We start from the raw sequence: 23,089 nt of genomic DNA, 5'->3' as shown, positions 1-23,089 counted from the left end.
CACCTTCAATGCTGGATCGCAGTATCGGCGAGTTCTCGCGCTTTGCCGTCATCGCCCTGGGCTGCGCCATTCTCGGTTTCTCCACCGGACGCTGGCTGCCGGCCATCGCCCTCGGCCTGGCGGTCTACCTGGGTTGGGTGCTCTGGCAGCAGAGCCGCTTCAACCGCTGGCTGGCCAACGGCCGCCGCGGCCCCGCGCCCACCGCCTTCGGCGTCTGGGGCGACATCTACGACGACTTCTACCGCCTCCAGCGCCGCCACCGCCGCGAGAAACAGAAGCTGCACGCCATGTTGCGCCGCGTGCAGGACAGCACCAGCGCCCTGCGCGAGGGCATAGTGGCACTGGAGGACGACGGCAACCTGGCCTGGTGGAACCCCGCCGCCGGCGAGCTGCTCGGCCTGCGCCCCGAGGACGCCGGCCAGCCCCTGATCAATTTCGTGCGCGAACCCGGTTTCGTCAGCTACATGCAGCAGCAGGGCCGGCGCGAGCCGCTGACCCTGCCGGCGCCGGGCAACGACGCGCGCATCCTGCAGATGGAAGTCACCCGCTACGGCCGCGACGAGGCCCTGGTGATCGTGCGCGACGTCACCCGGCTGCACAACCTGGAACAGATGCGCCGGGATTTCGTCGCCAATGTGTCCCACGAGCTGCGCACCCCGCTGACGGTGATCGCCGGCTACCTGGAAACCCTGGAGGGCAGCGGCCAGGCGCCCCAGGGCTGGCAGCGGCCGCTGGCCCAGATGCTCGATCAGACCCAGCGCATGACCAGCCTGGTCAACGACCTCCTTCTGCTCGCGCGCCTGGAAACCTCAGAGCGCAACAGCGGCCGCGAACAGATCCCCGTGCGCGAGCTGATGGAGCGGGTGGCGGGGGAGGCCCGCGGCCTCAGCGCCGGACGCCACCAGATCAGCGTCGAGTGCCTGCAGGACGCCACCCTCACCGGCGACGCCACCGAGCTGCACAGCGCCTTCGCCAACCTGGCGCTGAACGCGGTCAAATACAGCCCCGCCGGCGGCCCCATCCAGCTGCGCTGGTGGGTGGACAGCCGCGGCGGCCACTTCTCGGTACAGGACAGCGGCATCGGCATCGACCCCATCCACATCCCCCGTCTCACCGAGCGCTTCTACCGCGTGGATGCGGGCCGCTCCCGCGACAGCGGCGGCACCGGCCTCGGCCTCGCCATCGTCAAACACGTGCTGCTGCGCCACAGCGGCGAACTGAGCGTGGACAGCACACCCGGCCGCGGCAGCACCTTCGCCCTGCACTTTCCCCCCAGCAAACTCTCCACCGCCGCTTCCGCCTAATTTACAGGTTAAAAATTACCCAATTGCTGCTAGAATCCCCCGCCTCACGATCACGTCAGAGTAATTCTCCGGGAGACCAGCAGTGGCGGTAGAGACTTTTCCTGCAGATGGCGACCGCGATTTGTCCTCGGTGCGGGGCGCCTTCCACCTCGGGGCCCTGTCCTACCTGCTGCGGGGCCACTTCCGGGCTCCCGCCGGCCATCTCGCCAGCGCCGGTCACCGGGTGCCGCAGGACTTCTCCGCCATCTGCGTGGCCAGCCAGGCGGACCCGGACAGCGACACCTACATCATCGAACGGCTGCGCGAGCTGGGCCTTCGCCACGTGCGCCTGGACTACGGCTACTGCGCCCCCGGCGGCCACACCGAGCGCTTCCTGCAGCGGCTGCTGGACGAGGGCTTCGCGGTGTTGCTGCACCTGGTGCAGCCGCCGGAGGAGGCCGCGCGCATGGGGCTGCCGGACGCCTGCCAGCGCTGGCACGACTTTGTGGTAACCGCCCTGGAGCGCTGGGGCGATCGGCTGGAGGCGGTGGAGATCGGCAACACCGTGAACCGCCGGCGCTGGTGCGGCTATCACCGCCTGGAATTCTTCGCCCGCGCCTGGCAGATAGCCGCCGGAGAGGTACAGCAGCGCGGCCTGCGCCTGGCCGGACCCAATATCACCGACTTCGAACCCCCCTATAACGTCGGCCTGCTCAAAGCCCTGCGCCGTTGCGGCGGGCTTCCGGAAATCCACACCACCAACCTGTTCGCCGAGCGCGCCACCGAGCCGGAGAACTACGATCGCAAGGTACTCGGGCGCCGTTTCGCCCACCTGCACCAGCTCAACCTGGTGAAGAAGGCGCGCCTGCTGGCGGCCATCAGCGAGCGCTTCCAACTGGCGCACACCTGGTCCACCAACGCCTTCTGGACCCTTGGGCGAATCCGTCGCATGCTGGAGGACTGCGAGCAGAAGCAGGCGGACTACCTGGCCCGCTACATGCTGCTGGCCGCCGCTTCCGGCAGCCTGGGCCGCGCCTACTGGGGCCCGCTGGTGAGCTGGCGCGAGGGACTGATCGACGACGGCAGCGGCCGCGCCGCGCCCCACGAACTGGTGTGCTTCTACGGCACCAACTACGGCGAACTGCAAAACTACCGCGCCCGCCCGGCCTTCGATGCCATGGCCTTTTTCAACCGCACCGTGCCCGGTGCGGAGTATCGCGGCCAACTGTGCGATTCCCGCCGCCTGCAGCTGCACGAATTCGTTCGCGGCGACCAGCGCATCCACGCGGTGTGGACGGTCAACGGCTGTGCCGCCGACCTGATGACCATCTACTCCCGCGAGGATCTGGCCCGCGCCGAGTGGCGCAATCGCGACGGTGCGCCGCTGGCGGAGATGCCGGAGGTGGCCGGCGAGGCGCCGCTCTACCTGGCCTGGCCTGTGTCGGTGGAGCCGGCGGTCAACCGCGCTGCCCGGGTGTTCGCCGGTGCGCGCATCGCGCCCCACGCGGATGCCGGCAACTACTACTGCTTCGACGACGGCCAGTGGCGGGGCATGGTATGCGCCGCCAGCCGCGCCGATGCGGACAAGCTGTTCGCTGAACTGCACCCGCAAAAGCTGCCGGCACCGGCGAAACAGGACGCGCTGCGCAAGACCCGCAATGCGGTGTGGAAGGTCGCCGACCCCCGCGATCCGGAAAAATCCCTGGTGGTAAAGAAGCCGGACCGGCTGCCCTGGAACAAGAAGCTGGCGGACCGCTTCAAGCCCTCCAAAGGGCTGCGCAGCTGGAACGGGGCGGTGGAGCTGCAGCGCATCGGCGTGGCCACCCCGCGCCCGGTGGCCTGGTTCGAGCGCATCGAGCGCGGGGCCCCAACCGAAAACTGGTATATCTGTGAATTCCAGCCCGGCAATCTCTCGGTACGCGATTTCTTCTCCGCGTTCAAACAGGGGACGAGTTGTCACCGGGGTGTGGCCAAGAGGGAGTTCCTGCAGAAGCTGGCGCAGTTCCTGCTTAAGCTGCACAAGCGCGGGGCCTATTTCCGCGATCTGTCCGGCGGCAACATGCTGGTGCGGCTGGACGAAAACAACGAGCCGCATTTCTCGCTGATCGACACCGGCCGCGCGCGCTTCTACCCCAAGCAGCTGACCGTCTCCCGCCGCCTTTCAGATCTGAAGCGCGCCTGCTACAAGCTGGACTGGCAGAGCCGGAAGGAATTTATGGCGCTCTACCTGGGTGCGCTGGGGCGCCGGTTCACGCCGCTGCACCGACTGCCGTTCCTGTACTACGACCTGAAGATCGGGCTCAAGCGCAGGCTGAAGGGCAAGAAGAAATCCTGACCGCGATAAATGATCTGTAGATACTCAATTTCGATTTGAGCTCTCATTAACTCGTCATACCGGCGCAGGCCGGTATCCAGTCCAGTGGCACCTGGATTCTGGCTTGCGCCAGAATGACGAAACGCGCCGAAGGGGCGAACACGAGGTTCGCCACTACGGGCATGGGATAGGATGGGTAGGCTACGACAGCTCTTCGAGCTCCCGCTCCTCTCCGCCCTTGAGATAGGTGACCGTCTCCCCCTCAGCCACCGCGTTGCACTCGCGACGCAGGGTCAGGTGATACAGCTGCTTTTCCCCGTCGCGCAGCAGCAGGTGCTCGAGCCCCTGGTCGTCCACCGGCAGGGTGCCGTTGCTCACCAGGGCGTCGCGCAGGGCGCGCAGGCGCGGCATATCGCGGTAGCGGTCCAGGTCATCGGAGAGGCGCTTTTTCATGCGCTCGCTCTCGTGCAGTATCGCGACGGTCTCGCGGTATTTGGCAAAAAAGAACACCGCCGCAATCGCGAAGGCGATGATCACTCCCGTTTCCAACCAGTCCGGCATCCCAAACCCCCTTACTCGATAAGTTGCCAGACCACCAACTGGTTGTTGGCCGGCAGATAGTGATTCTCTACGCGCTGCAGACCCGCATCTTCCGCCAACCGGTCCAGCCATTCCAGGTCGCGGATGCCGCTGTGCGGATCGCGCTGCTTCAGCCAGCGGTCGAAATCGGCATTGCTGGAGCCGACGCCGCCGGGGCCAATGCCAATATAGTCGCCGGCGATTTTCATCGGGCCATAGACTATCAGCGCGCCGCCCGGCTGCAATACCCGGGGCAACGCGCGAAAGAGGGCCCGCACCGAATCCGCGGACATGATATGCAGGCTGTTGGCGGTGAACACGGCGTCCACAGCCAGATCCGGCCACTCGCCGTTCACGTCCAGCTCCAGCGGCGGCGGCATATTGTTCGCGGGCTGCGCCGCCAGCCAGGCGCGGATGCCGGGCAGGTTCTCCGCGAGATCCGAGGTCTGCCAGGTGAGGTGCGGCAGCCGCGGGGCGAAGTAGACCGCATGCTGGCCGGTGCCGCTGCCGATTTCCAGAACCGAGCGGCGGTGCGCCAGCAGTCGCCGCAGCTCGCGAAGTATCGGCTCGCGGTTGCGCGCGCAGGCGGGCGCGTCCGGCAGCTCCGCGCTCATTGCGCCTCGTCTCGGGTGAAAACCCAGTCATTGCCCTTGGACAGCGCCGCATTGTAGCGGTAGCCGTCGCCGTCGAACCCCTTCAGTTCCTCCGCCTTTTTTACCCGCTGGTCGATGGCCCAGCGGCTCATGGCGCCGCGGGCCCGCTTGGCGTAGAAGCTGATCATCTTGTACTGGCCGTTTTTCAGGTCCCTGAACTGCGGTGTGATTATTTCCGCCTGCAGCGCCCGGGGCTGCACCGACTTGAAGTACTCGTTGGAGGCCAGGTTGACCAGCTCCCTGCTCTTCAGACTCTGCAGCTGCTTGTTGAGCGCATCGGTGATCTTCCCGTCCCAGAACTCGTAGAGGTTTTTGCCGCGCGCATTGGTAAATTTGGTGCCCATCTCCAGCCGGTAGGGCTGCATCAGATCCAGCGGGCGAAGCAGGCCGTAGAGGCCGGAGAGTATGCGCAGGTGCTTCTGGGCGTAGTTGAAATCCCGTTTGCCCATGGTCTCCGCCTGCAGCCCGGTGTACACATCGCCCTTGAAAGCGAGCAGGGCGGGGCGGGCGTTCTTCGCGGTGAAGGGGCGCTTCCACTGCTGGAAGCGGTCGTAGTTGAGCGCGCCCAGCTTGTCGGAGATCTTCATCAGGCTGGAGATCTGCTGCGGGCTCAGTTCGCGCAGCTCTTTAATCAGCTCGGAGGAGTCTCCGAGGAAATCCGGTCGGGTAACTTCCAACTCGGGCAACAGGGGAATAGGACTCTCGTAGTCCAGGGTCTTGGCCGGAGAAATAACGATTAACATCGGGTTCCTTGTTTTGCCGGGAGCGCCGAGCCCCAGCTCGGCATACACACTCTTGCGTACACTATTGCCGAGCTGGGGCTCGGCGTTCCCGGGGGGGGTTATTCGGGCTTGAGCCTATTCAGGTTTGAGAATGTCCTGCCACCAGTTCAGCGGCGTCTGCCCGTCCTGGGGGTCGTACACATTGCCGTAGTACCAGACGCTGTTTGCGCCGTCGCACACGCTGTCGAGAATTTTTTCGATAGTGGCGAAGCCGCAGCTCACGTGGATGCTGTATACCAGCAGGCGCGGGCTCTCCAGGTCCAGTTCGCCGCCGAGCTTTTCCAGTTGCGGGGTGAGCCGGTCGGAAACGGCGGCGCTGTCGCCGCGGCAGAAGACGCGGATCGCCAGGTTGCCGGAGCGCTTGACCAGCTCGAACTCCTGTTTCTCCGTGTTCACCTTGATGGTATCGCCGCTGGCAATACCCTTGATAAACGCCGGCGAACGCACCAGCTGGCAGCTGTCGTCCTCATTCACCCGCACCTGCAGGCGTTCCACCACCGGCTCGCCGTCCGGACTGGTGCCGGCGAACAATTCGATTACCTGCAGTGCCGTCATAACCCCGCTCCCCCTGTATCGGGTATTAGTTGTGTAAAATAGCTGGCCAGGCATTATACAGGGAGGAGACGATGATCTCGCGCGCACTGATAACCGCCACCACCGTGGCCATATCTCTACTGGCCGGTTGTGCGGTCAACCCGGTCACCGGTAAGAAAGAACTGTCGCTGATATCCCAGGGCCAGGAGCTGGCCCTGGGCGAGCAGCAGTACCCGATCAACCAGCAGCAACAGGGCGGCCAGTACATCCTGGACAAATCGCTGCAGGACTATGTGAACCGGGTGGGCCAGAAGCTGGCGCGGGTGTCCGACCAGCCGCAGCTGCCCTACGAGTTCGTGGTGCTGAACAACTCGGTGCCCAACGCCTGGGCGCTGCCCGGCGGCAAGATCGCGGTGAACCGCGGGCTGCTGGTGCTGCTGGAGGACGAGGCGGAGCTGGCCGCGGTGCTCGGCCACGAAATCGTGCACGCCGCCGCGCGCCACTCCGCCGCGGCCATGTCCCAACAGCAGGTGCTGGGCGCGGGCCTGGCGGTGCTGGGGGCGGCCACCAAGGAAACCGCCTATGGCGACCTGGTCTCCCTCGGCGGCCAGCTGGGCGGCACCGCCTATATCGCCCGCTACGGCCGCGAGAACGAGCTGGAGTCCGACCGCTACGGCATGAAATACATGGCCGCCGCGGGCTACGACCCCCAGGGCGCGGTGCGCCTGCAACGCAAATTTGTGCAGCTCTCCAAGGGCAAAAAGGCCAGCGGTCTGCAGGCCCTGTTTGCCAGCCACCCGCCGTCCCAGTCGCGGGTCGACGCCAATATCAAGCACGCCGAGGGACTGCCCAAGGGCGCCACCAACCGCGCGCAATACCAGAGGGCCATCGCCCAGCTGAAGCGCGACGCCGATGCCTACCAGAGCTACGACGACGCCCTGGCAGCGATTAACAAAAAGCAGTACGACCGCGCCCTCAGCCTGGTGCGCCAGGCCCAGCGGCAGCAGCCCAAGGAGGCCTCCTTCTACGCCCTGGAGGGAGACCTTCTGGCGCACAAGAAACAGTACCGGAATGCCCACAAAGCCTACGACAGCGCGGTGCAGAAAAATCCCGGACTCTTCTCCAACTGGCTCAAGCGCGGCATGGCCAGCGCCCAGTTGAACAACTACACCGCCGCCGAGCGCGACCTGGAGCGCTCACTGCGCTACCTGGAAACCGCCCACGCCCACTATTACCTGGGGCAGGTCAACGAAAAGCAGGGCAACGTACGGAACGCTTACAGCCACTACCAAACTGCTGCACAGGCGGGCGGGGAGATCGGCAGCAAGGCCCAGGCGCGGATGCAGGCGATTGGCAACAAGGGCTGACATGGCAAAATTCTTTACTGTTTGACATTTGGTAAAGATTGGACCAACCTTTACCAAATAGTGATCCGCAAAGAGAGATCCCATGCCAAAAGTCAGCGCCAAAAGGCAAATCACCCTGCCGATCGAACAGTGCCGCCTGGCGGGCATAGGCCCGGGGGACGAATTCGAAAGCTATGTGGACAACGAGGGCCATATAACCATCGTGAAGAAAAAGGCCGGTGCGGCAAAAGGGATTCTGTCCGGGCGGAAAATCGATTCCCGGATCAGCGACGAGGCCTCCCTGGAGAGCGGCCTCGCCTCGTGATCGCGATAGACACCAATGTATTGCTACGCTACCTGCTCGCCGATAACGAAACCCAGAGCAGGAAGGCCTCCACATTGATCAACGGCTCACAATCGGTGCTGGTAACCGATGTAGTGCTGGCGGAAACCATTTGGACCCTCAAAGGCAAGAAATACAAACTCGACAGGGACGCCATAATCCGGGTAATCAACGCCCTGTTTGAAGAACCCAATATCCATTTCGAAGACGGTCAGACGGTATGGCGCGCCCTGTGCGACTACCGCAAGGCCAGATCGGTAAAAAGTGGCGGCAAAAGAAAGCTGGCGGACTTTCCCGATGCCCTGATTGTCAACAAGGCGCATTCCTATGCGCGGGATTCCGGCGAACGGCTTTCCGGAGTATTTACCTTTGATGCGGCGGCACAAGTACTGCCCGGCACCAGAAAACCCTAAAAGATAAATCTCTCCGTGGTGCTGAATCCCAGAACCGCCAATTTCTTTCTCGCCTTTTAATCCCCAGTTTGTCCGGCCGCAGGAGGCGTCTGTTTTCGGACAGTTCCTGATGCTGGGGATTATTGTTGTCGCTGATGTTGACCGACAACAGAAAAGTGGTTGCGGCTGGAAGCTAAGGAACCTCTGAAAAACCAAAGGAAATAAAAATGACAAGCTACACAAAGGAGTTCAGTAAAAAACCCGCCTCCGCCAGCCCCAAGCATATCCTGATCTTCCTAGACGGCACCTGGAACGATGAGGACGGCAAGGATGGCGACGGAATCACCACCAACATCTACCGGATGTTCCGCTCCATCGCCGGCACGCTGCACGAAGACGACATTCCCCACCGCATCGAGAGCGAAAACCAAGTGGCGTTGTATTTCCGCGGTGTGGGCAACGACGAGGACAACGGCGCCCTGGGTACCTTCTACGAAGGTGCCTTCGGCGCCGGGGAAAAGCGCATCCGCGACCACGCCTATGTACAACTGGTGGATCACTACGCCCCCGGGGATTCCATCAGCATTTTCGGATTCAGCCGCGGCGCCGCCTGCGCGCGGCTATTGGCGGCGAAAATCCACAAATACGGTATTCTTTCCCGGCTTACGGCCACTTTCGAAAAGAACGATAACGACGGGGTTCTGGAGGAATATTTCCTGCGCTACGACGGCGGGGTGCCGGATGACGAAGCGGTGGACGTCCAGTTCCTGGGTATCTTCGACACGGTGGGCGCCTTCGGCGTGCCGGTGAACCTGGGATTTATCAAGCTGCAGAAACTCAACCTGTTCCGCAACCTCCGAGTGGCGGAGAACATCCGGCGGGTGGTGCACTGTGTCAGCCTGGACGAGAGCCGCGAGCCCTTCGTGCCCACCCTGTGCAACCATGATGAAAAGGTGGAGGAAGTCTGGTTCCCCGGCGTGCACTCGGACGTGGGCGGCGGCTACCGGCTGAATGAACTGGGAAAAATCTCCCTGAACTTTATGGTGAAGCGCCTGCGGGAATATTTTCCCGGCAATCCGGTGCAGTTCGACCAGACGGAACTGGATAGGCATACGCAGGTAGACCTGATCAACGACAGGATACATCTGCACTACCACGGCGAGGGGTTCAAGAAGTACCTTCGAGATGTCTACGTTTCCAGGGACGGGGAGAAGTCCGCAATCAAGCCCAGGGTTCACAAGTCCGTGGTGGATCTGAAGGAGTGCGAGAAACTGCATCTGGTGGAGTCCACCAGCACCTTTGTGAAGTTGACGCCTATTTTGTATTTGCCGGATAACCTGGCGGCGTTGAAGGGGAATTATGAGATTGTGGAGTAGCGTTATTTACGAAATCAGAGTGCTGCAACGGGGCGGGCTGATGGCCCGCAAGCCGAGCTGGAGCTCGGCGTTCCCAGGGGTACCCCGTTAACTATCCGCTGATCCCTCCAACTTAGTATCGGGGGGCTCCACTACCCACTCGGGCTCCTCGAATTCGCCCAGTGGGCGGACTTCCACGAAGGGGGCGGCGCTGCGGATAATCTCGTCGATCCCGGGGTTGTGCCGGGCTTCCATGGCATCCCTGTCCGCCTTGCTGTTCCAGCTGGCGATGGCGATCAGGGTATTGGGGTCGCCGATTTTCCGACGCAGCTCGGTGCCCCTGGCGCCGGGGGCGCGCTGGATCAGTTCGGAGGCGCGCACCCAGGCCTCGGCGTATTCCTCGGCGGTGTGACCTTCCTTGATGCGGACTTCGAAGATGTATTTCATTTCACAAACAAGCTCCTGCAGAGGGCGGGCCTGCGGCCCGCTTGCCGAGCTGGGGCTCGGCGCTCCCGGCATCAGGCCTTTTTCAGCTTGTCCTCATGGCCGTGGCGGATGTCGGCGCCCTCCACCAGGTAGACCACCTGCTCGCAGATATTCTTGGCGTGATCGCCGATACGCTCCAGGGAGCGCAGGGTCCAGAGGACGTTGATCACCCGCGAGATACTGCGCGGGTCTTCCATCATGTAGGTGATCAGCTCGCGCACCGCGGTGCGGTAATCCATGTCCACCTGCTCGTCTTCCGCGAGGGTGTCCATCGCGGATTTCACATCGAAGCGGGTATAGGCGTCGAGGGAGTCGTTGAGCATCCTGCGCACGGCGCTGGCGATATGGCGGATCTCGGTGTAACCGCGCGGCGCGGAACCCTCGTCGGTGAGTGCGATGGCCATCTTGGCGATCTTGCTCGCCTCGTCGCCGACCCGCTCCAGGTCGCGGGCGATGCGGATCACCGACATCACCATGCGCAGGTCGGAGGCGGCGGGCTGGCGCTTGGCGATAATCAGCGTGGCGTGCTCGTCCAGGGCCATTTCGCGCTTGTCGATTTCCTCTTCGATGCGCAGCACCTTTTCCGCCAGTTCGCTGTCGGCGTTGGCCAGTGAATCCACCGCGTCAGCCACCTGGCGCGCCACCATGCCGCCCATTTCCAGCATCTCGGTCTTGATGCTTTCCAGGTCCTCGTTAAATTGGCGGGAGATGTGTTGGTCGAAATGCATGTCCATAGTGGTTCTCAGGGAGTTGGTTGCCTCAGCCGAAACGGCCGGTGATATAGGCCTCGGTCAATTCGTGTTGCGGGTTGGTAAACACCGTTTCAGTGTCGTTCACCTCCACCAGGTGCCCCAGGTGAAAATAGGCGGTGCGCTGACTGACCCTCGCGGCCTGCTGCATGGAGTGGGTGACGATGGCGATAGTGTAGTTCTCCCGCAGCTCGTCGATCAGCTCTTCGATGCGCGCGGTGGCGATGGGGTCCAGGGCGGAGCAGGGCTCGTCCATCAGGATCACCTCCGGGCTCACGGCGATGGCGCGGGCGATACACAGGCGCTGCTGCTGGCCGCCGGAAAGGCCGGTGCCGGGCTTGTCCAAACGGTCCTTTACCTCGTTCCACAGGCCGGCGCGGCGCAGGCTGTTCTCGACGATCTCGTCCAGTTCCGCGCGCCGGCTGGCGATACCGTGGATCTTGGGGCCGTAGGCGACGTTGTCGTAGATGGACTTGGGGAAGGGATTCGGCTTCTGAAACACCATGCCCACCCGCGCGCGCAGCGGCACCACGTCGACTTTGGGGCCGTAGATCGGCTCGCCGTCGAGGGTGAGTTCGCCCTCGACGCGACACCCTTCGATGGTGTCGTTCATGCGGTTGAGGCAGCGCAGGAATGTGGACTTGCCGCAGCCGGAGGGTCCGATCATCGCCACCACTTCGTTGCGGCCGATATCCAGGCTCACATTGTGAATCGCCTGGGCCTCGCCGTAGAAGACATTGACGTTGCGCATGCGCAGCTTGGCGTTGTCGCACAGTGGCCGACCGACGGTTTCGGTTACCTTTCTCTGGGTATCCACTGTCTCTCGTTCTACCGTTTTGGGTTTCGCGGCTCCGGCTTGGCCGGCGGCGTCCAGGGTCATTGTAGTCATCGGAAGATAATCCCGTTTGTCGGCCGCTACCAGCGGCGCTCGAGTTTTTTGCGCAGCCAGACCGCGCTGGTGTTCATTGCGATCAGCACGGCGAGCAATACCATGATGGCCGCGGAGGTGCGCTCGACAAAGGCACGCTCGGGGCTGTCCGCCCAGAGGTAGATCTGTACCGGCAGTACCGTGGCCGGATCGGTAATGCCGCCGGGCACGTCGACGATAAACGCCACCATGCCGATCATCAGCAGCGGCGCCGTCTCGCCGAGAGCCTGGGCCATGCCGATAATCGCGCCGGTGAGCATGCCGGGCAGCGCCAGCGGCAGCACATGGTGAAACACCACCTGCATGCGCGACGCACCCATGCCCATGGCCGCCTCGCGGATCGACGGCGGCACCGATTTGAGCGAGGCGCGGCTGGTGATAATGATCGTCGGCAGGGTCATCAGCGTCAGCACCAGACCACCGACCAACGGCGCGGAACGCGGCAGCTCGAAAAAGTTGATAAAGATCGCCAGGCCCAGCAGGCCGAAGACGATGGACGGCACCGCGGCGAGGTTGTTGATATTCACCTCGATCAGGTCGGTCCAGCGGTTTTTCGGCGCGTACTCCTCCAGGTAAATCGCCGCGGACACGCCGATGGGAAAGGACAACAGTAATGTCACCAGCATGGTGAGCAGGGAGCCCACCAGCGCCGCGCGAATGCCCGCCTGTTCCGGCTCGCGGGAATCGCCGTTGGTAAAGAAGGTGGTGTTGAAGCGTTTCTTCAGCTCGCCGCTTTCCATCAACTGCTGGATCCAACCGGCCTTCTGGTCCGAGGTGCGGCCACGGAAGCCATTTTTGGAATCGTCCAGGCTCTTGACGAAGGTATCCACGTCGTCGTCGGCGGCCAGCCACAGGGTTTCGCTCTGCCCCAGCAATTCGGGGTCGGCCTTGAGGCGGTCGCGCAGGGTAAAGGGTGCGCCGGTGGAGACCAACGAGTAGAGCTCGCGTTTTTCCTTGCGCCCGCTCACCTCGGGAAAACGCTGCAGCAACGCCTGGCGAATCACGCCGTCGAAGTTGGCCCAGGCCAGGCTTTCGTCGTCCACCTTGTCGATGCCCAGCACCTGCTCGTCGTAGTGCACGCGCAGCTCGATGGCGCTCTGCACGAAAGCGCCGCTGCCCTTGGAAATAATATCGGTAAACAGCACCACCACCGCGAGCACCCCGAAGGCGATGCTGGCGATGCCCAGGCCGCGGAAGAGTTTTTCCTTGCGGTGGCGGCTGGCGAGGCGCCGCTCGATGCGCTCGCGCACCTGTGCTTGAGTCAGATCAGTCATACTGTTCCCGATATTTTCTCACGACGTGCAGGGCGATGAAGTTCAGTACCAGGGTGGACAAAAACAGCATCAGGCCCAGAGCGAAGGCGGCCAGAGTTTTCGGGCTGTCGAACTCCTGGTCCCCCACCAGCAGGGTGACGATCTGCACCGTCACCGTGGTCACCGACTCCAGCGGATTGGCGGTGAGGTTGGCGGCCAGACCCGCAGCCATCACCACGATCATGGTCTCGCCGATCGCGCGGGACACCGCCAGCAGCACGCCGCCGACGATGCCCGGCAGCGCCGCGGGAATCACCACCTTGCGCACCGTTTCCGAGCGGGTGGAGCCCAGGCCCAGGGCGCCGTCGCGCAGGGACTGGGGCACGGCATTGATCACGTCGTCGGACAGCGAGGAAACGAACGGAATAATCATGATGCCCATCACCAGCCCGGCGGCCAGCGCACTCTCGCTGGAGGCCTGCAGGCCGACGGAGGTGGCCAGGTCGCGAATAAAAGGCGCGACCGTGAGCGCGGCGAAGAAGCCGTACACCACCGTGGGCACGCCGGCGAGGATTTCCAGCAGCGGCTTGGCCAGGGCGCGCACCCGCTTGCTGGCGTACTCGGCGAGATAGATGGCGGACATCAGGCCCACCGGCACCGCCACAAACATGGCGATGGCGGAGACCATCAGGGTACCGGTAAACAGCGGCACAGCGCCGAAAGCGCCGCTGGAGCCCACCTGGTCGGCGCGCAGGGCCATCTGCGGGCTCCAGTGCAGACCGAACAGGAATTCGGTGACCGGCACCGACTGGAAGAAACGCAGGGATTCGAACAGCACCGAGAGCAGAATGCCCACGGTGGTGAAGATGGCGGCACAGGCGCAGGCGAGCAGTACTGCGCGCAATACCTTTTCCACTTTTTCCCGCGCGCGCAGTTCGGGGGAAAAACGCAGCAGGGCGAAGGCCCCCAGGCCCAGCGCCAGTATCAGGGTCAGCGCCGCCTGCAGCATGCTCGCGCCGCTGCGCAAACTGTTCAGGCGATCCCCCGCCGCCTGCAGTTCCGGCGTGGCCTCGCCGAACAGATTGCCGGCGGCGAGGTTCTGGATCTGCGCGTAGAGCAGGTTCTGCCCGGCGGCGGTCTCCGGCCTGTCGGGAATACTGTTCATCACCATCGCGCGGATGATCGCGTTGTCGAAGGCCAGCCAGGCGCCCAACAACAACAGTGCCGGCAGGCCGCACCAGAGCGCGGTGTGCAGGCCGTAATAACTCGGCAGCGAAGCCAGGTTGCGCACGCCGCCTCTGCTGCGCGCGGCCGCCAGCGCGCGGCTGAAACCGGTACCGTAGGCCACCAGGACCAGCAGTAACAACAGGGCGAACAGGGTGGGGGTTTGCATCGATTTACCGTGCTTTCAATTCTTTGCCGGCATTATCCGGGCTTTTTACTACGATTGCATGGCGCCGTCACAAAGAACAAAACGGCAGGACTGCCGTTTTGCACAGCCGAAGGCTGCCCATAGGGTGAGGGCCATGGATAGCCCGAATGAAAAGCCAGGCCCTGGGGCCTGGCTGGCAATTCCGTTTACCGGATTGGAAACAGGAATTCAGTTCTTTGCAGCGAGGTTGGTCAGCGCGTTCAGCTTGCGCACGTCCGCCACTACCTGCTGGCGCTTGGCCGCCGGCAGCGGGATCATGCCCTTGTCGGCCAGGTAGCCGTCGTCGCCCCAGGCGCGCTCGCTGGTGAACTCGGCCAGGAACTGCTTGACTCCCGGTACCACGTTCACGTGCGCTTTCTTCGCATAGATGAACAGCGGGCGGGAGACCGGGTAACTCTGGTCGGCGATGGATTCGAAGGTCGGCTCCCGACCCTCGATCAGGGAACCCTGCACCTTGTCGGCATTCTGGTCGAGGAAACTGAAGCCGAAGATACCCAGGGCGTTGGGGTTGGCCACCAGCTTGTTCACGATCAGGTTGTCGTTCTCGCCGGCCTCCACGTAGGCGCCGTCTTCGCGCACGTTGTGGCAGATGGCCTTGTAGGCATTCTTGTCTTCTTTCTTCTTGGCGGCGATCCAGTCGAAGGACTTGCAGCCACCTTCCATCGCCAGCTCGGCGAAGGCGTCTCGGGTACCGGAAGTGGGGGGCGGGCCCAGCACTTCGATCTTGTGCGCGGGCAGGGCGGGGTTCACGTCTTTCCAGGTTTTGTAGGGGTTGGGCACCAGGGTCTCGGAGCCGTCTGGGTTGGGCACATCCTTGGCCAGGGCCAGGAAGATGTCGCGGCGGCTCAGCTCGAAGGGCTCGGCGCTCTTGGCATTGGCCAGCACGATGCCGTCGTAGCCGATCTGCACCTCCACCACGTCCACGCCGTTTTCGTTGCACATGTCCAGCTCGGACTGCTTGATGCGGCGGGAGGCGCCGGTGATATCCGCGGTGTTCTCACCCACGCCCTGGCAGAACAGCTTCATGCCGCCACCGGTGCCGGTGGATTCCACCACCGGGGTCTTGAACTGGGTGGCGCGGCTGAAGCGCTCGGCCACGGTGGTGGTAAAAGGATATACAGTGGAAGAGCCGACGATGCTGATATGATCGCGGGCCGCCAGGGCCGCCTGGGAGGCGGCAATCGTCAGGGCCGCCAGGGCCGAGGCCACTAATTTCTTACTCGCGGGACGCTTGTTCATAGGGAACTCCAGTGTTCTCGGTTTTGTTTCACGCGGCGATGCTATGAATTTCGGGTGACGATTCTATGAATGAAAAATGACAAAATGGTTACAGACCCTCTCTACCCCTATCCCTGGCGCCAATAGCGTCTACACGGTAGGCTTGAGCCCTCGACAGAACAATAAGATGCGATGAGAAATTCTCCCATGTCCCCGTTGCTTCGCGGTGCCCGCGGCCTGGACCACCTGGCGCGCGCCACCGGCGGCCTGCTCGGCTGGTTCACCCTGGCGATGGTACTGCTGCAGAGTGCGGTGGTACTGCTGCGTTACGGCTTCAACGGCGGTTCAGTGGCCCTGCAGGACTCGGTGGTCTACCTGCACGGCGCCGTCTTTATGCTCGGCCTGGCATACGCCCTCTACACGGGCGCCCACGTGCGGGTGGATGTCTTCTACCGCCGCATGAGTCCGCGTCGCCGGGCCTGGGTGGATGCGGTGGGGACCCTGGTATTCCTGCTGCCACTGTGCGCCTTTATCGCCATCGGCAGCTGGCATTTCGCCGCCGCCAGCTGGGCGGTACGCGAAACCAGCTCCAGCGCCGGCGGCCTGCCCGGGGTATTCCTGCTCAAGAGCCTGATCCCGCTGGCGGCGGCAACACTGGCGCTGCAGGGGCTCGCGGAACTGGCCCGGGCGCTGGCGCAGCTGATGGAGGTGGAAGCGACGCCGACTCCCCGGGCACCGGCGGCTGCACCCTCCGCGGCAGAGGAGATAGGCGTGTGATCGAGCTGGTTCCCCTGCTGATGTTCCTCGCCGTGTGCGGGCTGCTGATGTTCGGTTACCCGGTGGCCTTTACCCTGGGCGGCACCGCGCTGCTGGCGGCGGGCCTGGGTATTGTCTCTGGCGTATTCGACCCGGAGCTGCTGCGCGCCTTCCCCGACCGCCTCTACGGCATCATGCAGAACGGCACCCTGATGGCAGTGCCGCTGTTCGTATTGATGGGCGTGATGCTGGAGCGGGCGCGGATCGCCGAGGAGCTGCTGGTGAATCTGGCCCGGGTGTTTTCCCGGGTGCCCGCGGGCATGGCGGTCTCGGTGGTGGTGGTGGGCGCGCTGCTGGCCGCCAGCACCGGCATCGTCGGCGCCACGGTGGTGACCATGGGGCTGATGTCCCTGCCCACCATGCTCAAACGCGGCTACTCGCCGACCCTGGCCAGCGGCACCATCTGTGCCACCGGCACCCTGGGCCAGATCATCCCGCCGTCCATCGCCCTGGTGCTGCTGGGGGACACACTGTCCAATGCCTACCAGCGGGCGCAGCTGTCCGCGGGCATTTTCAACCCGCAGCCGGTGAGCGTGGGCGACCTGTTCGTGGGGGCGATCATTCCCGGGCTGCTGCTGGTGGCGGCCTATATCATCTACCTGCTGTTTGTGGCCCGCCACCAGCCTGCGGATACCGGCGACGATGGCGAGGTGAACCTCTCGCAGATCCTGATGAGCCTGCTGCCTCCCATTGCGTTGATGCTGTTGGTGCTGGGTTCGATCATCACCGGCATCGCCACCCCCACCGAAGCCGCCGCAGTGGGCGCCCTGGGATCGGGGCTGCTGGCCTACAGCCGCGGCGCGCTCAAGTGGCAGCGGGCCGGGGAGGTGGGACGCAGCACCCTGCAGGTGACCGCGATGGTGTTCGCTATCCTGATCGGCGCCTCGCTCTTCTCGCTGGTGTTCCGCGGCTATGATGGCGAGGAACTGGTCACCAGCTTCTTCACCAACCTGCCCGGCGGCGTGATCGGCGCGACCCTGCTGGTAATGCTGGCGATCTTCCTGCTGGGCTTTATCCTCGACTTTATCGAGATCACTTTCGTGGTGGTGCCCATCGTCGGCCCGGTACTGCTGGCCATGGGCGTGGACCCGGTGTGGCTGGGCATTATGATCGCCATCAACCTGCAGACCTCTTTCCTCACCCCGCCGTTCGGCTTCGCGCTCTTCTACCTGCGCGGAGTGGCGCCGGAATCAGTGGCCACCGCGGCCATCTACCGGGGCGTGATGCCGTTTATCGCCATTCAACTGCTGGTGCTGTGCCTGCTGGCAATTTGGCCGGCGCTGGCGACCTGGCTGCCGGGAGCACTGGGATAGCCACTGTTGGAGGTTGTTGCCAAGGCGGAGGGCGAGGCTTAGGCTTAAAGCTCGCCCGATCGCCTCGGAGGCCCCATGGCACTGCAACAACGGGATTGCCAGCACCACACCTACGCCGACTATCTGACCTGGCCGGAAGATGTGCGCTACGAACTGATCGACGGCACCGCCTACCTAATGTCCCCGGCCCCGTCGCGCCAGCACCAGGAGGTTGCCCTGGAAATGGCCCGGCAAGTAGCCAACACCCTGGAAGGCAAACCTTGCCGGCCTTATATTGCCCCTTTCGATGTGCGCCTGCCGAAAAGTGACGAGGCCGACGACCTGGTCGACACCGTGGTCCAGCCGGACCTGTTGGTGGTGTGCGACGCCACCAAGCTGGACGACCGCGGCCTGCGGGGCGCGCCGGACTGGGTGGTGGAAGTGCTCACCCCGGCCACTGCCGGCCACGACCAGACCCGCAAGCTCGCCGCCTATGAGCGCGCCCGGGTACCCGAAGTCTGGCTGATCCACCCCGCCGATCGGGTTCTCACCATCTACCGACTGCAGGGAGAGGGCTACGGCCGCCCGGACATCCGCGAACTGGAAGGGCAAACACCCGCCGCCGCAGTGCCGGACGTGACCATCGACTGGGAGCCGGTACTGCAACGCCTGGACGAATGACCGCCTCCGCTCACCGCCGGACCCATCCGCCGGGCTGGCTATTTGATAGTCAAATTGTGCTATAATGCGCCACCCGCAAATCGGCGGAATCCAATAAATCTAACAACGTGAGCAGTCGATGTCCGCACTCGATGAAGAGCCGCAACCCACCGGCACCCTGACCCTGCAAACCCAGACCATGCCCCGCGACACCAACCCCCAGGGGGACGTATTCGCCGGCTGGCTGATGTCACAAATGGACCTGGCCGGCGCCATTCTCGCCCAGAGCATCGCCCGCGGCCGGGTCACCACCGTCGCGGTGGGCAGCATGGTGTTCCTGCGCCCGGTGCCCGTGGGCTCCACCGTCAGCTGCTACGCGGAGGCCATCGAAGTGGGCCGCTCCTCGATCCGCACCATGGTGGAAGTCTGGCTGACCCGGGTGCATACCGGCGAGCAGGTAAAGGTCACCGAAGGCGAGTTTGTATTCGTGGCCATCGACGACCGCGGGCATACCAGGCCACTGCCGTAGTAACCATCTTCCGGCGGGTGCTATACCCATGGGGATGGTGCAACAAATCCTGAACCTGGCCGGTGTCCTGCTGATTCCCACCGGGGTGTTACTGATGATTCTCGGCCGCCTGCGCTGGAGCCGCAAAGCGATCCTGTCCGGCCTCGCGTTCCTGGTTCTGGGCGCACTGCTGCTGGTACGGATGCATTTTGTATTGCTCTGGCAGGTGGACGCCTGCCTGGATGCGGGCGGGCGCTACAACTACGAGCCGGGTGCCTGTGATTTTCAGTAACAACCCAGCCCGGGTCCGGACGACTAACCGCAGTTTATACCGTCGACTGTTACCGGGTGCGAGTGTGTCACCGACTACCTGGTAGTCGCTAGATTAAAGCTGGTGCCATAAATCCAGCCTGATCCCATTGACCATAGCTCTTTGTTCCAATTGGGGATTTCCGAGTTATCCCGAGGTGACGATTTATTGCCGGCTACCGCTGGCCGCGCTTGATCTCTGCATCAAGGTGCCGCGGATGATTTTGATATTGCCGCGCAAATCCTTCAGCACCGTGAACTGGTCTGTCTCCTGAATCACGTTTCCACGCAGCATCACCCAGCCGCCGCTCGCAGCAATCTTGTGGGTCGCCTGTTTTTCGTCTTCCCGTGGCAGGGTTCCGCCGAGTGACTGCGCCAGATAGTCCGATGTGTGCGCCATCGCCAGGTTAAGTTCGCCGTAGAAGGCCTCCAGATCACCCGCGAGCCAGTAGGCCAGATTTCCCTGCTTGTCCACGTAACCGGTGCCCGCCGACCAGTATTCAACGGAATTCCGGTACAGCGGCTGCTTGCCTCCAGCGAACAGCTCCGCATTGATATTGAACTTTAGTACGTCCAGCCCGTTGGTCAGCTTGATCGACGGCTGCAACAGCAGCCGCGGTGCTTTCTCGTCGGTAATCGGGCCGTAGCGTAGGGAGCGTGCGGCGGCGAATTCCGAACTCAACAATCCATCCACCACCGCCTCGCGCACATCGCGCTGCAGCGCGCGGCCAGCCAGGCCGTCTATCAGCGGCTGCGCTGGCTGCTGCGCCGCGTTTTGGGCTTGGTCCTTAGCCATTTTGCTGGCGATCAATGTGCCTATCAGGCCGCCCACCGCACCAGCGGCGGCTGCCTGGCCGGGGCTGACGTTGGGCGAAGAGGGCGGCGTGTAGTACTGGTACTGCGCGTTGGCGATCGACTGGTAGCGCCAAGGCTCCGGATGGATCTCCACCGTAAGCGGGCCGTTTTCCAGCGGTGCCACATCCAGGTAGATGCCATCAAGGGATTGAATAGTCTGCATATCGCCGGAAGCGATATGGTATTTGGCGCTGTGGGCGCAGCCCCCGAGCAGCAGACTCGCCAGCGCAAGGATGATTATTTTTTTCATGGGAGTTACGACGGTGACCTCAGCCACCGCCTCAGCTTTTTATTATCGGTTTTTATTGCTGCTCGGTTTCGGTGGCTTCGCCGTCATCCGCCTTCAGGGCCAGCCGGTCTATCTCACCCCGGTTTTTCGCCAGTGCGCCGAGTACGTCCTGCTTGGCCTTGTTCATCACCACGTAGTAGGTGTTGGTCAGGCCGGGAAAACTGGGCGCTTCATCCCACTCGCCAGTGGCGTAGGCGGATTGGGCGATGTTGGCGTACCAGAGCAGTTGATTGGTAGACAGGTCGATCAGCTCGCCGTGCACATTGAACACTGCGCGCGGCGCGTCTGTGGGAACAAAACCGTAGTAGGGGCGGGCCAGACCGGCGCGGGTGGCCGTCAGCTTCAACAGGTAGTCCACCTTGTGCTGCTCCGCCAGGCCGCGGTGGTCTTTCTTAGCGTAGTAGACGGTGTCCCCCGAATCCGGGTCCTTGAATTTCGCCAGCTTGGGTTCCTTTTCCGGCGCTTCCAGGCGCACCGTGGTGAAACCCTCGTTTTCCAAGCCCTGGCTCAGCTCTTCGGACACCGCGAGGAACTCACCGAGATCCTGACTTTCGATATGGCTGCTGAGCGAGCTGGTGGCCGCGGCGATGATCGCGTAGTCCAGCAGGCCGATATTGCCTTCCAGCGCGAGACCCGGAGCCTCGGGCGCTTTCAGCATCAAGCCGACGGTTTTCCCGTCGTTCTGGGCATAGAAAGTTTGATCCAGTGGAACCGGCGGCTGCGGAGTCGCACAACCAACCAGCGCGGCAAGAATGGCTGCAAAAGACAGCCGCACAAATGATTTCATAAATCCCCCTGTATTGTTTTTTTGATCCGGTTCCGGTCTCGAATGTGACCGATTAGACGATTATTCGGATTTATGGGGGTTTGCATAGCTGATTCAGGTAATAACCGGCGAGAAGAGGCGCTGCCCCTCAAAAATGTGACGCGTTTCTCATTTCTTGGTGCACGCCCGCCCTATCAGTCGCTGTCCATCTCCAGCGCCCGCGCCTGATAGTAGGCCTCCTCGCTGATCTGGTGATAGGGAATCACCTCCCGTTCAAACTCCTTGAACGCCTTGTACACCCGGGCGAACTGCGGGTCCTTCGCCGCGGTTTCTTCCATGATCTGGTCGTTGATTTTCTGCAGGTGCGCGATTACATCCGCGGGCAGGCGCTTGAGTTGCACGCCGTGCTTTTCCACCAGCTCTTTCAACGCGCGATTGTTGCGCGCGGTGTATTCGTCGAGCATATCCTGGTTGGCATCTCGGGCGGCGGTGCGAACGATTTCCTGCAGGTCCGGTGGGAGCTTTTCGAATGCGGTCTTGTTGACGATAAATTCCAGGATGGAGCCGGGCTCGTGCCAACCGGGATAGTAGTAGTAATCGGCGATCTGGTGGAAGCCGAAGGCCAGGTCGTTGAAGGGGCCCACCCACTCGGTGGCATCGATAACGCCGGTCTGCAGTGCGGTGTACAGCTCGCCGCCGGGGATGGTGACGGCGGTGCCGCCGGCGCGGTTCAGCACCTCACCGCCGATGCCGGGAATGCGCATCTTGAGGCCCTTGAGATCCTCCACGGAATTGATCTGCTTGTTGAACCAGCCGGCCATCTGCACGCCGGTGGAGCCGCCGGCCATGGGGATCAGGTCGAAGGGCGCGTAGAGTTCTTCCCACAGCTCCAGGCCGCCGCCGTGGTGCAGCCAGCCGTTCATCTCCTGGGCATTGAGACCGAAGGGCACGGCGGTAAAAAATTGTGCGGCCGGGATTTTTCCCTTCCAGTAATAGGCCGCGCCGTGGCCCATCTGCGCGGCGCCATCGGATACCGCGCCGAACACCCCCATCGCCGGCACCAGCTCCCCGGCGCCGTAGACCTTGATCTTCAGGCGCCCGGCGGACATGGCTTCGACTTTTTTCGCGAAGCGCTCCGGTGCACTGCCGAGGCCGGGGAAGTTCTTCGGCCAGGTGGTGACGAGTTTCCACTCGAAGGTTTCGCGACTGCCGTCCTCGGAGAAATGCTGCGTGGGGCCCAGGGAGGCTCGGGAAGCGACCAGGGCGCCGAAGGTGATGACCAGCAGGGCGAGCAGGCCGAGGATGATGGGGGGGTACCAGTTGATTTTTTTCATCGGTTTTTTATTTTTACTGCTCGTATATTTTTTGTGCTTTTTGTAGGAGCGGCCCATGGCCGCGATCAGAGATTTTTCGCGAAGCCCGATCGCGGCCATGGGCCGCTCCTACAGTTACAGAGGAAAACCTAGCCTGTGTAGGTGTAAAAATACCAACTGCTTTTCCCTGTACTCATCGAATCATACAGGCTCTGGGCATGCAGGTTGTCCGACGCGGTCATCCACTGCAATCTCGCTGCACCCCTGTTGGCCGCATAGTGGCGGCAGTGTTCAATCAGTTCGCGCCCAATCCCCCGGTTTTGAAAATCGGGCAGGGTGAACAAATCGTTCAGAACACCCACCTTCGCCGCAATAGTGCTGGTATAGGTGAAATATACCGTGGCGAAAGCGACCAACTTCCCAGCTTGGCGATAGGCGAACTGACAGCCATCCCGGCTTTGTTCACCGAACCGGGAGAAAAACACCCGGTTGCGCATATCGCAAATATCCTCAACCTTGTAAAACTCCTGGTATTGCCGGATCAATGGCAACACGTCTTCCAGGTTTTTGTTGGAAACCGCTTCGATCATTCTCCTCTTCCCTGACACTGTCACTTTTGGTCACTGCGGGCCTG

25 protein-coding genes are annotated in these 23,089 nt (G+C 62.9%); 11 read left to right on the top strand and 14 right to left on the bottom strand.

Features of this window, described 5'->3' with window-relative positions:
• Positions 1 to 8 precede the first annotated feature (8 nt).
• Positions 9 to 1,304 (top strand): phosphate regulon sensor histidine kinase PhoR, encoded by a 1,296-nt coding sequence (phoR, locus tag PP263_RS16125; RefSeq protein ID WP_308364724.1) that lies wholly within the window; start codon positions 9 to 11, stop codon positions 1,302 to 1,304.
• 82 nt (positions 1,305 to 1,386) lie between these two features.
• Positions 1,387 to 3,618: a lipopolysaccharide kinase InaA family protein gene (locus tag PP263_RS16120; RefSeq protein ID WP_308364722.1), complete on the top strand. Its 2,232-nt coding sequence runs from the start codon at positions 1,387 to 1,389 to the stop codon at positions 3,616 to 3,618.
• 180 nt (positions 3,619 to 3,798) lie between these two features.
• On the opposite strand, the gene PP263_RS16115 is transcribed toward PP263_RS16120, so the two are convergent.
• The 4 genes from PP263_RS16115 to PP263_RS16100 form a co-directional block, all read right to left on the bottom strand.
• Positions 3,799 to 4,158, bottom strand: a complete 360-nt coding sequence (locus PP263_RS16115) for a hypothetical protein (RefSeq protein ID WP_308364721.1) — start codon at positions 4,156 to 4,158, stop codon at positions 3,799 to 3,801.
• Positions 4,159 to 4,169: 11 nt separating this feature from the next.
• On the bottom strand, positions 4,170 to 4,790 hold the full coding sequence (locus tag PP263_RS16110; protein ID WP_308364720.1) for a DUF938 domain-containing protein: 621 nt from the start codon (positions 4,788 to 4,790) through the stop codon (positions 4,170 to 4,172).
• Entirely contained in the window at positions 4,787 to 5,572 is a 786-nt protein-coding gene (gene yaaA, locus PP263_RS16105; RefSeq protein ID WP_308364717.1) for a peroxide stress protein YaaA, read from the bottom strand. The genes PP263_RS16110 and yaaA overlap by 4 nt, the downstream gene beginning before the upstream one ends.
• A 114-nt stretch (positions 5,573 to 5,686) precedes the next feature.
• Positions 5,687 to 6,166 carry a DUF4265 domain-containing protein gene (locus tag PP263_RS16100; RefSeq protein WP_183460173.1) on the bottom strand — a complete coding sequence of 160 codons (480 nt, stop codon included), beginning with the start codon at positions 6,164 to 6,166 and terminating at the stop codon, positions 5,687 to 5,689.
• 71 nt (positions 6,167 to 6,237) lie between these two features.
• Between PP263_RS16100 and PP263_RS16095 the strand changes: the two genes are divergently transcribed.
• The 4 genes from PP263_RS16095 to PP263_RS16080 all read left to right on the top strand — a co-directional run bounded on the left by PP263_RS16095 (position 6,238) and on the right by PP263_RS16080 (position 9,602).
• Positions 6,238 to 7,512, top strand: a complete 1,275-nt coding sequence (locus PP263_RS16095) for a M48 family metalloprotease (RefSeq protein WP_308364715.1) — start codon at positions 6,238 to 6,240, stop codon at positions 7,510 to 7,512.
• A gap of 82 nt (positions 7,513 to 7,594) precedes the next feature.
• Positions 7,595 to 7,816: an AbrB/MazE/SpoVT family DNA-binding domain-containing protein gene (locus PP263_RS16090; RefSeq protein WP_183460169.1), complete on the top strand. Its 222-nt coding sequence runs from the start codon at positions 7,595 to 7,597 to the stop codon at positions 7,814 to 7,816.
• Positions 7,813 to 8,247 (top strand): type II toxin-antitoxin system VapC family toxin, encoded by a 435-nt coding sequence (locus PP263_RS16085; protein WP_308364713.1) that lies wholly within the window; start codon positions 7,813 to 7,815, stop codon positions 8,245 to 8,247. The genes PP263_RS16090 and PP263_RS16085 overlap by 4 nt, the downstream gene beginning before the upstream one ends.
• Before the next feature lie 206 nt (positions 8,248 to 8,453).
• The gene (locus PP263_RS16080) at positions 8,454 to 9,602 is read left to right on the top strand and encodes a DUF2235 domain-containing protein (protein ID WP_308364712.1); all 1,149 of its coding nucleotides are present in this window, start codon (positions 8,454 to 8,456) and stop codon (positions 9,600 to 9,602) included.
• A gap of 87 nt (positions 9,603 to 9,689) precedes the next feature.
• On the opposite strand, the gene PP263_RS16075 is transcribed toward PP263_RS16080, so the two are convergent.
• The 6 genes from PP263_RS16075 to PP263_RS16050 form a co-directional block, all read right to left on the bottom strand.
• Positions 9,690 to 10,028 (bottom strand): antibiotic biosynthesis monooxygenase, encoded by a 339-nt coding sequence (locus PP263_RS16075; protein WP_308364710.1) that lies wholly within the window; start codon positions 10,026 to 10,028, stop codon positions 9,690 to 9,692.
• 71 nt (positions 10,029 to 10,099) lie between these two features.
• Positions 10,100 to 10,813 carry a phosphate signaling complex protein PhoU gene (gene phoU, locus PP263_RS16070; RefSeq protein ID WP_374693724.1) on the bottom strand — a complete coding sequence of 238 codons (714 nt, stop codon included), beginning with the start codon at positions 10,811 to 10,813 and terminating at the stop codon, positions 10,100 to 10,102.
• Positions 10,814 to 10,826: 13 nt separating this feature from the next.
• Positions 10,827 to 11,567 carry a phosphate ABC transporter ATP-binding protein PstB gene (gene pstB / locus PP263_RS16065; RefSeq protein ID WP_308368625.1) on the bottom strand — a complete coding sequence of 247 codons (741 nt, stop codon included), beginning with the start codon at positions 11,565 to 11,567 and terminating at the stop codon, positions 10,827 to 10,829.
• A 164-nt stretch (positions 11,568 to 11,731) separates the two neighbouring features.
• Positions 11,732 to 13,018 (bottom strand): phosphate ABC transporter permease PstA, encoded by a 1,287-nt coding sequence (gene pstA / locus PP263_RS16060; RefSeq protein WP_308364707.1) that lies wholly within the window; start codon positions 13,016 to 13,018, stop codon positions 11,732 to 11,734.
• Positions 13,011 to 14,390, bottom strand: a complete 1,380-nt coding sequence (pstC, locus tag PP263_RS16055) for a phosphate ABC transporter permease subunit PstC (protein WP_308364705.1) — start codon at positions 14,388 to 14,390, stop codon at positions 13,011 to 13,013. The genes pstA and pstC overlap by 8 nt, the downstream gene beginning before the upstream one ends.
• Before the next feature lie 207 nt (positions 14,391 to 14,597).
• Positions 14,598 to 15,668, bottom strand: coding sequence for a PstS family phosphate ABC transporter substrate-binding protein (locus tag PP263_RS16050; RefSeq protein WP_308364703.1), 1,071 nt, complete (start codon positions 15,666 to 15,668; stop codon positions 14,598 to 14,600).
• 186 nt (positions 15,669 to 15,854) lie between these two features.
• Between PP263_RS16050 and PP263_RS16045 the strand changes: the two genes are divergently transcribed.
• The 5 genes from PP263_RS16045 to PP263_RS16025 all read left to right on the top strand — a co-directional run bounded on the left by PP263_RS16045 (position 15,855) and on the right by PP263_RS16025 (position 19,215).
• Positions 15,855 to 16,424: a TRAP transporter small permease subunit gene (locus PP263_RS16045; RefSeq protein WP_308364701.1), complete on the top strand. Its 570-nt coding sequence runs from the start codon at positions 15,855 to 15,857 to the stop codon at positions 16,422 to 16,424.
• The gene (locus PP263_RS16040) at positions 16,421 to 17,776 is read left to right on the top strand and encodes a TRAP transporter large permease subunit (RefSeq protein ID WP_308364700.1); all 1,356 of its coding nucleotides are present in this window, start codon (positions 16,421 to 16,423) and stop codon (positions 17,774 to 17,776) included. Before PP263_RS16045 ends, PP263_RS16040 begins: the two co-directional genes overlap by 4 nt.
• A 75-nt stretch (positions 17,777 to 17,851) precedes the next feature.
• On the top strand, positions 17,852 to 18,436 hold the full coding sequence (locus PP263_RS16035; protein WP_308364699.1) for a Uma2 family endonuclease: 585 nt from the start codon (positions 17,852 to 17,854) through the stop codon (positions 18,434 to 18,436).
• Between the two features lie 118 nt (positions 18,437 to 18,554).
• Positions 18,555 to 18,944, top strand: coding sequence for an acyl-CoA thioesterase (locus PP263_RS16030; protein ID WP_183460147.1), 390 nt, complete (start codon positions 18,555 to 18,557; stop codon positions 18,942 to 18,944).
• A gap of 28 nt (positions 18,945 to 18,972) precedes the next feature.
• Positions 18,973 to 19,215: a hypothetical protein gene (locus PP263_RS16025; RefSeq protein ID WP_308364698.1), complete on the top strand. Its 243-nt coding sequence runs from the start codon at positions 18,973 to 18,975 to the stop codon at positions 19,213 to 19,215.
• A 183-nt stretch (positions 19,216 to 19,398) separates the two neighbouring features.
• On the opposite strand, the gene PP263_RS16020 is transcribed toward PP263_RS16025, so the two are convergent.
• The 4 genes from PP263_RS16020 to PP263_RS16005 all read right to left on the bottom strand — a co-directional run bounded on the left by PP263_RS16020 (position 19,399) and on the right by PP263_RS16005 (position 23,045).
• A complete protein-coding gene (locus PP263_RS16020; protein WP_308364697.1) occupies positions 19,399 to 20,337 on the bottom strand; it encodes a hypothetical protein in 939 nt (312 codons plus the stop codon).
• A 52-nt stretch (positions 20,338 to 20,389) separates the two neighbouring features.
• A complete protein-coding gene (locus PP263_RS16015; RefSeq protein ID WP_308364696.1) occupies positions 20,390 to 21,163 on the bottom strand; it encodes a hypothetical protein in 774 nt (257 codons plus the stop codon).
• Positions 21,164 to 21,336: 173 nt separating this feature from the next.
• Positions 21,337 to 22,476: a TRAP transporter substrate-binding protein gene (locus PP263_RS16010; RefSeq protein ID WP_308368624.1), complete on the bottom strand. Its 1,140-nt coding sequence runs from the start codon at positions 22,474 to 22,476 to the stop codon at positions 21,337 to 21,339.
• A 128-nt stretch (positions 22,477 to 22,604) separates the two neighbouring features.
• The gene (locus PP263_RS16005) at positions 22,605 to 23,045 is read right to left on the bottom strand and encodes a GNAT family N-acetyltransferase (RefSeq protein WP_308364695.1); all 441 of its coding nucleotides are present in this window, start codon (positions 23,043 to 23,045) and stop codon (positions 22,605 to 22,607) included.
• Positions 23,046 to 23,089 lie beyond the last annotated feature (44 nt).

The sequence above is a fragment of the Microbulbifer sp. TB1203 genome (assembly GCF_030997045.1).
Taxonomy (GTDB): domain Bacteria; phylum Pseudomonadota; class Gammaproteobacteria; order Pseudomonadales; family Cellvibrionaceae; genus Microbulbifer.
Note: the sequence above shows the minus strand (reverse complement) of the source record. Positions and strands in the feature narration are given on the sequence as shown.

Coding starts and splice junctions, on each gene's coding strand:
- PP263_RS16080 (WP_308364712.1), top strand. CDS start 8,454: ATGACAAGCTACACAAAGGAGTTCAGTAAAAAACCCGCCTCCGCCAGC.
- PP263_RS16050 (WP_308364703.1), bottom strand. CDS start 15,668: ATGAACAAGCGTCCCGCGAGTAAGAAATTAGTGGCCTCGGCCCTGGCG.
- pstB (WP_308368625.1), bottom strand. CDS start 11,567: ATGCGCAACGTCAATGTCTTCTACGGCGAGGCCCAGGCGATTCACAAT.
- phoR (WP_308364724.1), top strand. CDS start 9: ATGCTGGATCGCAGTATCGGCGAGTTCTCGCGCTTTGCCGTCATCGCC.
- PP263_RS16045 (WP_308364701.1), top strand. CDS start 15,855: ATGTCCCCGTTGCTTCGCGGTGCCCGCGGCCTGGACCACCTGGCGCGC.
- PP263_RS16110 (WP_308364720.1), bottom strand. CDS start 4,790: ATGAGCGCGGAGCTGCCGGACGCGCCCGCCTGCGCGCGCAACCGCGAG.
- PP263_RS16015 (WP_308364696.1), bottom strand. CDS start 21,163: ATGAAATCATTTGTGCGGCTGTCTTTTGCAGCCATTCTTGCCGCGCTG.
- PP263_RS16075 (WP_308364710.1), bottom strand. CDS start 10,028: ATGAAATACATCTTCGAAGTCCGCATCAAGGAAGGTCACACCGCCGAG.
- PP263_RS16020 (WP_308364697.1), bottom strand. CDS start 20,337: ATGAAAAAAATAATCATCCTTGCGCTGGCGAGTCTGCTGCTCGGGGGC.
- PP263_RS16030 (WP_183460147.1), top strand. CDS start 18,555: ATGTCCGCACTCGATGAAGAGCCGCAACCCACCGGCACCCTGACCCTG.
- PP263_RS16095 (WP_308364715.1), top strand. CDS start 6,238: ATGATCTCGCGCGCACTGATAACCGCCACCACCGTGGCCATATCTCTA.
- pstA (WP_308364707.1), bottom strand. CDS start 13,018: ATGACTGATCTGACTCAAGCACAGGTGCGCGAGCGCATCGAGCGGCGC.
- yaaA (WP_308364717.1), bottom strand. CDS start 5,572: ATGTTAATCGTTATTTCTCCGGCCAAGACCCTGGACTACGAGAGTCCT.
- PP263_RS16100 (WP_183460173.1), bottom strand. CDS start 6,166: ATGACGGCACTGCAGGTAATCGAATTGTTCGCCGGCACCAGTCCGGAC.
- PP263_RS16010 (WP_308368624.1), bottom strand. CDS start 22,476: ATGAAAAAAATCAACTGGTACCCCCCCATCATCCTCGGCCTGCTCGCC.
- PP263_RS16090 (WP_183460169.1), top strand. CDS start 7,595: ATGCCAAAAGTCAGCGCCAAAAGGCAAATCACCCTGCCGATCGAACAG.
- pstC (WP_308364705.1), bottom strand. CDS start 14,390: ATGCAAACCCCCACCCTGTTCGCCCTGTTGTTACTGCTGGTCCTGGTG.
- PP263_RS16005 (WP_308364695.1), bottom strand. CDS start 23,045: ATGATCGAAGCGGTTTCCAACAAAAACCTGGAAGACGTGTTGCCATTG.
- PP263_RS16115 (WP_308364721.1), bottom strand. CDS start 4,158: ATGCCGGACTGGTTGGAAACGGGAGTGATCATCGCCTTCGCGATTGCG.
- PP263_RS16025 (WP_308364698.1), top strand. CDS start 18,973: ATGGGGATGGTGCAACAAATCCTGAACCTGGCCGGTGTCCTGCTGATT.
- PP263_RS16035 (WP_308364699.1), top strand. CDS start 17,852: ATGGCACTGCAACAACGGGATTGCCAGCACCACACCTACGCCGACTAT.